Genomic DNA, 9060 nt, shown 5'->3' with positions numbered 1-9060 from the left:
GTCTTAGGTGGATCAATTTCATGGCAGAGGTGGATCAAAAAGATGGCACAACTGGGTCAATTGCATGGCTGTAATCAGTTTTTTCGTCTTTGTCCAACTCATGGTGGAAAACATACCACGGCTCAGGTATTTCTAAAGCAGATTCGAATACGTTATACTCTTCCTGGAAATCTTTCATAAAGCGGTCAACTCCTAGATATTTTTGTAGTTTCTACCCAGTATTGACAGCTGTATGAATTTTTAGACTAAACACTAAATAGCGAGGAAGCATATTATAAGGGTGAGTGTAGTTCAATTTATTAGAGATGGGAATATCTATCAAATCAAGATTCTAATAGATATGTTTCCTCATACGTAAGGTTCAAAAATCCCCCACAGACATCAATTCCATCAACTCGAGCCACGTTGAGACGGTATGTTTGATGACTAGAAAATAAAGCCCGGGAAGGCTTGATAATATAATACTAGTTTTCATAAAATGAAAGCAAATCTGTCTACTCGACTTTAGCCCTCGATATCGTTCATGGGAACATATCGAGGGTATATTTTTGGATAAAATTTGAGCCTAAAATTAATCAGGGTTGAGTTGACAGAATAGATAAATTCTTAGGATTGTGGAGATAGGATGGATGTAAATTTTTAATACAGGTACATTGCAATAACCATGGGTGTAGGTCTATTGTTAGGCGATGTGTCAGTCACTTGGAGGAAAAGGGATCTGACTGTACCTCCCCAACCATCAACGGGGAAACATTGCAGACAGTAGTGGTCAAGGCTATTAACGAACTTTTGGCTAACAAAGAACCCTTCCTCTCAACCTTGCAGAAAAACATAGCTACTATATTCAATGAAGAAAATGATAATACCACCGATGATATTGATAGAAAATTGGAAGAATTGCAACAACAGCTCCTTATACAAGCAAAATCAAAGAATGATTATGAGGATGTGGCTGATGAAATTTACCGACTTCGAGAATTGAAGCAAAATGCACTTGTTGAAAATGCAGAGCGAGAAGGGAAAAGGCAACGAATCGCTGAAATGACTGATTTCTTGAATGAACAATCTTGCGAGTTGGAGAGATATGATGAGCAATTAGTAAGGCGGCTTATTGAAAAGGTTACGGTGCTTGAAGATAAACTCGTTGTTGAATTCAAATCTGGGATTGAGATTGAAGAAGAGATATAAAATATTAACAGTCAATTAAGGGCTAACACCCTTTGGTGGCTTTTAATTTTCGCAGTATGAACTTGACTTTAATCAACACACTTTGATAATATGTAAGATAAGATAAATATGAAAGGGTGAACCAATTACATGAGCAATTAATCCTATTATTAGAAAACATCACAAGTTTTAAATGAGCAGAAAAATACTGCTTTTTTGTCATGACTTGGATGATTAGTTTTCAGAATAGGATTGGATTGTTATATGTGATTGACCTTGAAAGACATAGGTTTTTTTAAGGTGTATACCCATGCGGTTACAAGCCTCCTATTCTGTATAGAAATAGGGGGTATTTCTGTTTCCCCCTAAAAAAGGAGATGGAAATATGCTATTACTTGAAGGAATATCGTTAAAACACTATGTTCAAGAGAGACTCTTGTTCGATATAGAGTTGTTGCAAATACATGATAAACAGCGGATAGGTTTAGTTGGTAGGAACGAAAGCGGAAAAACGACTTTATTAAATATTATTAATGGAGAAATTTATCCTGATGAGGGAAAAATTGATTTATTCACATCTATCAAACTAGTGCCGCAATTTAAAAATATAAACATAAGCAAAAGTGGGGGCGAAATAACACAATCATATCTTCAAAGGGCTTTTAATGAATCACCGGGACTATTACTATTAGATGAACCAACAACTCATTTAGATTATGACCATATTGTCTGGTTAGAAAATAAATTACATGATTTTCCTGGAGCACTTTTAATTGTTTCGCACGATCGAGCATTTCTTGATCAGGTATGTACCGAAATTTGGGAAATTGAGGATGCTACGATAGTTGATGTCGGCAGAGGCAGACTCCAGCCGGCTGAAGTAGTGCCAAACGATGGATCTGTAGCCGTGATGGCTCCAATGAACGCGCCTATAGAGTTTTCACTGCACTTGCCGTAGACGACGATCTGCGAGAAGCGGTTGTTGCCGGAAAAGATGAGCCACTTACCGGAAGGGCTTTTGTGCACTTTTCGCCATCTGACCATTTCCGATTGCACTTGCATGAAGATGTCTTATGGGTAGCAGGAATATGTAGATCTGATAAATGCTTTTTAACTTCATCGTGAAATAATCCGTGAAGATTAATTGGCTCTTTCTTACTTGAAAATATAGATGAACTTTACTGGACTCTTATGTATAATTAAGAATATAAGAGTAAAATTTAGCTGATGATTATATTGTAAAACCATTTAATCCAAATGAGTTGGTGGCACGTGTGAAGGCTCATATTGCGAGATACGATCGGTTGATAAATCGTGAACATAAACATAATGACATTAGAATTAAAGGTCTATCCATTCATAGTGATTCGCGACAAGTCCTTGTTAATGGTGAAGAAAGAACTTTTACCGCAAAGGAATTTGATCTGTTGTATTTTTTGGCGACAAACCCAAACATCGTCTTCAAAAAGGAACGTTTATTTGAACGTATTTGGGGGTATGACGCAATTGGAGATTATACAACAGTTACGGTTCACATTAGAAAAATTAGAGAAAAAATCGAGACGGATCCCTCTAATCCCCAATATATCGAAACCATTTGGGGAGTGGGTTATCGGTTTAAAAAATAGAAAATAACACCAAGAAAACTATCAACTCAGAATTATTGCACCCCCCTGGAAAATTTCCCTTTTAGGGGGAATACATTCACGCAAAATCAGGATATTCGTGGAAATGTACCAACCTTTAATGATAACACATGTGGTGTGTGGCTCAACTAACACTAATATCATAGGGTTTTAGGGCGGGAAATGTTCGCGTTACCACATTTTGACCACATACCTTGCAAAAACCCTATTTTGAAATGTGTTTTTCAAATAACTCAGTGTATTTCTCTTTCATTTTTTGTCACAGTAGCATAAACGTCACCTGTTGTTTTTATGCTACTGTGAACAAGGCGATCCTGCACTTCTTTTAATGACATACCAGCTTCTAAACATAAGGTCGCATGAGTGTGCCTTACATCATGGAATCGTATTTTGGGCACCTCTGCTGTCTGGATCGCTTCGTTAAATTGAATTGTTAGGTGTCGAGGGAAAATAGGCTTACCTGTTTTTGTTGTGAAAACTAATTCTTTATCTTTAAAAACCTTCCCTAAAGTCAACTTAATTTCATTTTGCTGGGCTTTCCATTTCTTAAAATCGGAAATTAACGAATCGCCAATCGTTATTTTTCAAACAGACGCTTCACTTTTTGGAGTGCTGGACCGAAATCCTTTTTTTATCATAAACTAGGCGAGATTTCTTGATTCTCAAAGTCTCTATCCTTCCAATGCAAGGCCCCCCTCCGAATCCCTGTTTTCAATGCCACACTTACGATTGTGTATAATCTAAGTCCAGCAGTTTTGTTACACTTAGGAAACGTTCCATTTCTTCAACGGTCCACGTTACATGATTGCCCCTTCTTGGTCTCGGTCTTTCAACATCAACAAGAGGGTTGAACTTAATTACCTTCCAAATACGGGCTTATTCCTGAGCCCCATACAATATAATGCTTATATACTCAATGTACCTGGGGGATAAGCCTTCGTCTGTCAGATCGTTTATAAACTGTTGCATCTTATCACTTTCGATTTAAACTAAAAAGAAAATATGTTCGTCAGGCATTCACCATAAATAAATGTATCCTATAATGCATGAAAAATAGACACGACCTAGTGGGTCGTGCAATTTTAAAAGCATAAACATTTATTTGTTATTTGACCCTTTTCAAATCACGCAGTTCTGTTTCTTGTTCAAGAGAGCGCATGGCAAGCGCTTCGAGAATCTTGTCTTGGCGATCTTGTCCCTGTTTGAGAGATGAGAGTTCACCGTGTATTTTATGAACATCCATTGTTAGGGATTCTAGTTTTGCGTCTGTTTCTTCTTGGCGGTCACGAATGGCTTTTGCCAGTTGTGTATTTTCGTTTAATTGCGTTTTAACATCTTGAAACTCTTGTTTTAGTTCTTGAAACTCTTGCTTTAGTTTTGGAAACTCTTGCTTTAGTTCATCAAGTGTTTCAAGCTTTTTAAGAATTAAATCCAACTTTTTCTCCAACAATCCTCACCCTTTCGCTTGGAATTAACCGTTCGTCTTCCAGTTTGTCCATATGATATTAGTTGTTTTGATTCTATGCTGGTTAATCGTTCAGTCACCTCTGATTTTATTTCTGAAATTTCTTCTAAAATTTGCTTCAACAATTGCTCACTCATCTTTTTCCTCCTTTCTTTACTTCAATTCACTGGGTCATAATGTGATTCAAGTAGTCTTCTAACTCTCCGAATCCTTCACCGTATTCTTCGTCATCTTCTTCCAGGAACATCTTTTTCATTTTATAGGGTTTAATCGGTTCCTTAACCTTCTTCTCTGGGTCAGATGCAAGTTCATGAAACATGACAGGGGCTTTTTTAATATATCCCCATATTTCACATGCACCTCTCCATTCAACACAATTATAGGTGAAAAAAATGCACATTTAAATATTTGTGATTAAATTACACAAAGAGACTTAATGGTGAGCTGCACATTAAATTTTGCGAGGTTCCTTTTCCCAGTAAAGTATAATGAGGGGACTTGCCGTCAATAAACTGTTGAGCCAACCCATTCTCCTGCTGGGAACGGAAGTGGAGTAGGAATTTTAGTTTCGTAAGCGTAACTATACCAAAGGCTGGAGCCTTTTTGTATTTGCAAACTGGATTTTACTTTCGTAATCCAGGATAATCCTATCAAAAAATATAGTTGCTATTTCGGTTAATTAAATCAACCAAAGGTTGAATATTTAAAGTATAATCAACTATCATTCCCTTGTTGATTATGTTAGCTGTATTTATAATTTTAATTGAAGGAGATTTTGTTTATGAAAGAGTTTAGATTTTCAGACAATTTTACATTTATGCGAAAAAAGTTTGGCATGACCCAAGGGGATGTGGCAGCTTTTATGGGCGTATCCAGTGCGGCAGTATCGAAATGGGAACAGGGGTTAAGTTACCCGGATTTATCCTTGTTGCCCAGGTTAGCCACTCTGTTTGATATTACAATTGATGAGTTGCTGGGCTATGAGCCACAACTTACTAGTATAAGAATAATGGAGTTTTATCGGAATTTTTCAAAACGATTAAGTGAGGAGAATTTTGAAGTTGTTCAAAAAGATATTGAGAGTATGTTAAAAGAATACTATTCCTGCTTCCCGTTTTTGGTAAGAATGGCTCAATTATACCTTAATCATTATTTTTACTCAAAAAATCCACAGATGGTTTTGGAGCGGATAGTCGAATTGTGTGAGCGTGTAGTTGTATGGAGCGGCGACCGCCAATTAATAGAAGAAGCACAGATTATCCATGCGTCTGCATTGCTCATTATGAACAAGCCGCAAGAACTTTTAAAATTGCTTGGATATGAAGTCCCAATTCAATTTGGTGTAGAAAAGTTAATTGCAAGGGCTTATGCTATGCTGTCCAATATAGAGAAAGTCAAAGAAACATTACAGATCAGCGCATTCCAACACTTGTTCAGTATGGTTTCAAGTGAAATCGATTTTTTAGAATATGCAACAGATAATCAGAACTTATTTGATGAGATGATAAATCGTATTGAAAAAATGATAGACCTATATAATATTGAAAAATTGAATATCCATGTAAAACTTACTTTTTATTATAAAGCATCTTTAGGCTATATGAAACAGCATCGGTCTACAGATGCGATGCGCATGCTGGAACACTATTGTCATACGTGTAAAAATATATCATTCCCAATGAACATTTGCGGCGATGAATATTTTTATACCGTTGACAATTGGATTGAAAAGAATATGAAATCAAGTTCTTCTGCTCCGCGCGATGTACAAGCCATTAAAACTGACTTGTTGAAAATCATACAGGATGAGCCAGCATTTCATCCCTTACATGAAGAGGCAACATTCAAGGCAATTGTTAAAAATTTACAGCGTATTGTTTCTTCTAAATGAGAAAACAAACGAAAATTATATATCTTGATTATGAAGGGTACTCAAGTTATAGATTCACAGGAGGATATGATGACAGAAGAAGATATAAAAATTTCAACAGATCAAGGGAGATTGGTAATCGGAGCGACATTGGCAAAACCAGGCATTGAAAGAAAATCGGATATACTCATTGTCATTATTCCAGGAAGCGGTCCGGTTGACCGCAACGGCAATATGAGAGGCATGCGGACGAATCTTTATAAACAGTTATCCGATGAATTGACAAAAGCCGGTTTTGCAACGCTGCGGTATGACAAGATTGGTATAGGGGCAAGTACAGGAGATTTTAATTGCGCCGGACTTTACGATACTGTTCAATGCATAAGCGATATCATTGATGATGTGAACTCAAATGAAAGCATCGCATTTAATAGAATTGTTTTGCTGGGACATAGTGAAGGCACGATTATAGCAACAATTTGCGCAAGCAGAAAACATGTAGACGGGATCATTTTATTGGCTGGTGCCGGTACATCCTTGAAAAGTGTAATGACATCTCAAAATGAAGCCTTATTATCAGAAATCGCCAGCAAACCCGGATTTTCCGGAGCACTCCTGCGCAAGCTTGTGTCGCCCGAAAAACAACGGCTCAAGCAAAAGCAACTATTTGATAAAGTAACGCAAACCAATGAAGCTACTGTAAGGATTAGCAGCCGAATCGTTCAAGCCAAGTGGTTAAGAGAGCATTTATCTCTGAATGATGAAGAAATCTTAAATATTTTATCCTCTTTATCATGCAAGGTGCTGGCAATAAACGGAGGCAGAGACGTTCAATCGCCAGTAGAGCCTTTCTATCATTTGAGAAATTTGGCTTTAGACAATATCCGAACCGTCATGATTGATGATATGAATCATATGTTGAAGAATCAGAAGGAAGCTTGCTCTTTGTTAGCATTGAACAAAATGTATAAAAAATCGGCAAATGAGCCAATAGCATACGAACTTATCGATGAGATTGCGAAGTGGCTTCAGACTATTTGCTAAGCATGATATGGAGGATGTCAGCTGTGAAAAAAGTTATTGCCGCATTGATTTTGGGGCTGGCAGCAGGCGCAATTTTAGGAGCTCAGCAAGTTATGACATTAACCCCTGAAATGGAAAGCCAAATAGCTGCTCAACTCGGGTCGAAGAAAGTCATTGTTATCATTGCTATGCTGCAAACGGCAGTCATGGCGGGTATTGCCGCTATAATAGGAGCATGGGCCTCTCCGAGAGTAAGCTTGAACAAACCGTTTATTTACAGCAGAAAAAGTATTGCTGCAGCAGTAGTCATTGGACTATTGTCCGCTGGCCTTATTGCCATTCCGGAAAAACTTGTATTTGCCGAAGCATTGGAATTGGAGGAGAAATTTGAATTCTCTTGGCTTTATTTCCTTGGCAGCCTATTATACGGAGGCATAATTGAGGAAGTGCTTCTAAGATATGGACTTATGTCGCTTATTATATGGATTGCCGGCAGAATGGTGAAATCCAGGGATAACGCTGGCATTTATATTGCCGGAATTGTGATTGCCGCCCTTATATTTGCAGCAGGCCATCTTCCTGCAACTGCACAAACGTTTGGTTTAACCACAGTGTCTGTCATTCGTACTTTGCTGCTTAACTTTTTCCCGGGAATCGGCTTTGGTTATTTATATTGGAAACATGGATTAGCATATGCGATGCTCGGCCATATCTCTACCCATGTCATCAATCAATTGATTCTTCTCCCTGTATTGTTCAATTTAAATTGAGACAAAGGAATTTTGGAGGTTCAAGCAATAATGGAAGAACTTATATTTCACGACATAAACATTGAACATGTTGCACTTGTAAATAGTTGGTACTGGGATGGTGATAGTTTTCATATTGAAAAGCTGACGGAGCAATATATCAATTATGTTGCTTCAAAACCTCATTTTTACTGCTGGATTATTTCAATTAATAACGAGTTTATAGGTAAAGTTGATTTTGAAATAGAAGAAGATAAGGCATATATATCCATTATCATAAGGCCCGATTACAGACGTAAAGGTTATGGAAAAAAAATACTCGAACAAGTTATGAAAAGATATGCAAATAGCAGCATAAAACACATTTTCGCAGGTATTCACTATACAAATGAGCCTAGCAAAAAATTATTTTTGTCGGTTGGATTTATTCCTTTATCCGACGAACTTGACAAAGATGGTTTTATAAACGTTATGTTTAGCTATTAACGGAAAACCGTATCGCTTTCACATAAATAACCCAAGTTTCGGATATGATGAATAAGTTTTAATGATTGGGATGAAAGGGATCGGCACATTCCATTAGCATGCAGCCCCGCATGAAGCGGAGTTAACTTTCTGGATCAACTTCCAAAGAAACCGTTTATTTGCTCGAAGAGTGTGGGTGAAAACCATCCTTAATTGCTCAATCAGCGCCTGTGCAGCTGCAATTTTTGATATTTCAGTATCATTTATTTCACCTCCGTTTGAAACGATTTCCGCGTATTTTTTTACCCCGAAACTTGAGTAATATATTGTTTCTTGAAATGAGATTCATAGGAGGCCAGCGTATTATGGCAGAATTAAAAGAAATTGTTTACAAAGAATTCAAAGAACGTTTAATGGTAGGTATGCACTATAAAACCTCATTTTTTGAGGCTGGTGATATGTGGCAAGCATATTTTAAAAGTAATAAGATTCATTATTTAAAACAATTATCTGAATTTACATGCTGTGAAGATATTGAGGAAAATGACGGTATAGGAATGATGTACAATTTTAAAGACACAAACCGTTTTGAATTAATAATCCTGGATTACGAAAGTAAAATCTAGTTTATAAATACAAAAAGGGCTCCAACCTTTGGTATAATTAGGTTTGTAC

11 protein-coding genes and 2 pseudogenes are annotated in these 9060 nt (G+C 37.1%); 8 read left to right on the top strand and 5 right to left on the bottom strand.

The features are described from left to right. Nucleotides 1-34: 34 nt before the first annotated feature. Nucleotides 35-178, bottom strand: a complete 144-nt coding sequence (locus AB1L08_RS20300) for a hypothetical protein (protein WP_413066444.1) — start codon at nt 176-178, stop codon at nt 35-37. A 575-nt stretch (nt 179-753) separates the two neighbouring features. Here AB1L08_RS20300 and AB1L08_RS20295 point away from each other — a divergent pair. The 3 genes and pseudogenes from AB1L08_RS20295 to AB1L08_RS20285 form a co-directional block, all read left to right on the top strand. Continuing rightward, the gene (locus AB1L08_RS20295; RefSeq protein WP_413066443.1) at nt 754-1188 is read left to right on the top strand and encodes a DNA recombinase; all 435 of its coding nucleotides are present in this window, start codon (nt 754-756) and stop codon (nt 1186-1188) included. A gap of 364 nt (nt 1189-1552) precedes the next feature. After that, nucleotides 1553-2011 (top strand): annotated as a pseudogene (locus tag AB1L08_RS20290) (ATP-binding cassette domain-containing protein); the annotation flags it as partial. Between the two features lie 379 nt (nt 2012-2390). After that, nucleotides 2391-2795 (top strand): annotated as a pseudogene (locus tag AB1L08_RS20285) (winged helix-turn-helix domain-containing protein); the annotation flags it as partial. A 251-nt stretch (nt 2796-3046) separates the two neighbouring features. On the opposite strand, the gene AB1L08_RS20280 reads toward AB1L08_RS20285, so the two are convergent. The 4 genes from AB1L08_RS20280 to AB1L08_RS20265 all read right to left on the bottom strand — a co-directional run bounded on the left by AB1L08_RS20280 (nt 3047) and on the right by AB1L08_RS20265 (nt 4597). Beyond that, entirely contained in the window at nt 3047-3328 is a 282-nt protein-coding gene (locus tag AB1L08_RS20280; RefSeq protein ID WP_413066442.1) for a tyrosine-type recombinase/integrase, read from the bottom strand. 590 nt (nt 3329-3918) lie between these two features. Beyond that, nucleotides 3919-4260 carry a hypothetical protein gene (locus AB1L08_RS20275; RefSeq protein ID WP_413066441.1) on the bottom strand — a complete coding sequence of 114 codons (342 nt, stop codon included), beginning with the start codon at nt 4258-4260 and terminating at the stop codon, nt 3919-3921. Further along, on the bottom strand, nt 4239-4415 hold the full coding sequence (locus AB1L08_RS20270; RefSeq protein WP_413066440.1) for a hypothetical protein: 177 nt from the start codon (nt 4413-4415) through the stop codon (nt 4239-4241). Before AB1L08_RS20270 ends, AB1L08_RS20275 begins: the two co-directional genes overlap by 22 nt. Nucleotides 4416-4441: 26 nt before the next feature. After that, nucleotides 4442-4597 carry a hypothetical protein gene (locus AB1L08_RS20265; RefSeq protein WP_413066439.1) on the bottom strand — a complete coding sequence of 52 codons (156 nt, stop codon included), beginning with the start codon at nt 4595-4597 and terminating at the stop codon, nt 4442-4444. Between the two features lie 462 nt (nt 4598-5059). On the opposite strand from AB1L08_RS20265, the gene AB1L08_RS20260 reads away from it, so the two are divergent. From AB1L08_RS20260 to AB1L08_RS20240, 5 genes are all read left to right on the top strand, one after another. Beyond that, nucleotides 5060-6169: a helix-turn-helix domain-containing protein gene (locus AB1L08_RS20260; protein ID WP_413066438.1), complete on the top strand. Its 1110-nt coding sequence runs from the start codon at nt 5060-5062 to the stop codon at nt 6167-6169. 69 nt (nt 6170-6238) lie between these two features. Further along, nucleotides 6239-7192 carry an alpha/beta hydrolase gene (locus AB1L08_RS20255; protein ID WP_413066437.1) on the top strand — a complete coding sequence of 318 codons (954 nt, stop codon included), beginning with the start codon at nt 6239-6241 and terminating at the stop codon, nt 7190-7192. 14 nt (nt 7193-7206) lie between these two features. Then, entirely contained in the window at nt 7207-7941 is a 735-nt protein-coding gene (locus AB1L08_RS20250; protein WP_413066436.1) for a CPBP family intramembrane glutamic endopeptidase, read from the top strand. 30 nt (nt 7942-7971) lie between these two features. Further along, nucleotides 7972-8406 (top strand): GNAT family N-acetyltransferase, encoded by a 435-nt coding sequence (locus AB1L08_RS20245; RefSeq protein ID WP_413066435.1) that lies wholly within the window; start codon nt 7972-7974, stop codon nt 8404-8406. A gap of 344 nt (nt 8407-8750) precedes the next feature. Next, nucleotides 8751-9011, top strand: coding sequence for a hypothetical protein (locus AB1L08_RS20240; RefSeq protein ID WP_413066434.1), 261 nt, complete (start codon nt 8751-8753; stop codon nt 9009-9011). Nucleotides 9012-9060 lie beyond the last annotated feature (49 nt).

The organism is Siminovitchia jepli (assembly GCF_047228825.1).
In the GTDB taxonomy this organism is placed as follows: domain Bacteria; phylum Bacillota; class Bacilli; order Bacillales; family Bacillaceae_C; genus Siminovitchia.
This window is presented reverse-complemented; position numbering and strand designations above follow the sequence as displayed.

Excerpts from the sequence above, each read along its gene's own strand:
- AB1L08_RS20300 (WP_413066444.1), bottom strand. The coding sequence starts at position 178 with ATGAAAGATTTCCAGGAAGAGTATAACGTATTCGAATCTGCTTTAGAA.
- AB1L08_RS20250 (WP_413066436.1), top strand. The coding sequence starts at position 7,207 with ATGTCAGCTGTGAAAAAAGTTATTGCCGCATTGATTTTGGGGCTGGCA.
- AB1L08_RS20240 (WP_413066434.1), top strand. The coding sequence starts at position 8,751 with ATGGCAGAATTAAAAGAAATTGTTTACAAAGAATTCAAAGAACGTTTA.
- AB1L08_RS20245 (WP_413066435.1), top strand. The coding sequence starts at position 7,972 with ATGGAAGAACTTATATTTCACGACATAAACATTGAACATGTTGCACTT.
- AB1L08_RS20260 (WP_413066438.1), top strand. The coding sequence starts at position 5,060 with ATGAAAGAGTTTAGATTTTCAGACAATTTTACATTTATGCGAAAAAAG.
- AB1L08_RS20265 (WP_413066439.1), bottom strand. The coding sequence starts at position 4,597 with ATGTTTCATGAACTTGCATCTGACCCAGAGAAGAAGGTTAAGGAACCG.
- AB1L08_RS20270 (WP_413066440.1), bottom strand. The coding sequence starts at position 4,415 with ATGAGTGAGCAATTGTTGAAGCAAATTTTAGAAGAAATTTCAGAAATA.
- AB1L08_RS20255 (WP_413066437.1), top strand. The coding sequence starts at position 6,239 with ATGACAGAAGAAGATATAAAAATTTCAACAGATCAAGGGAGATTGGTA.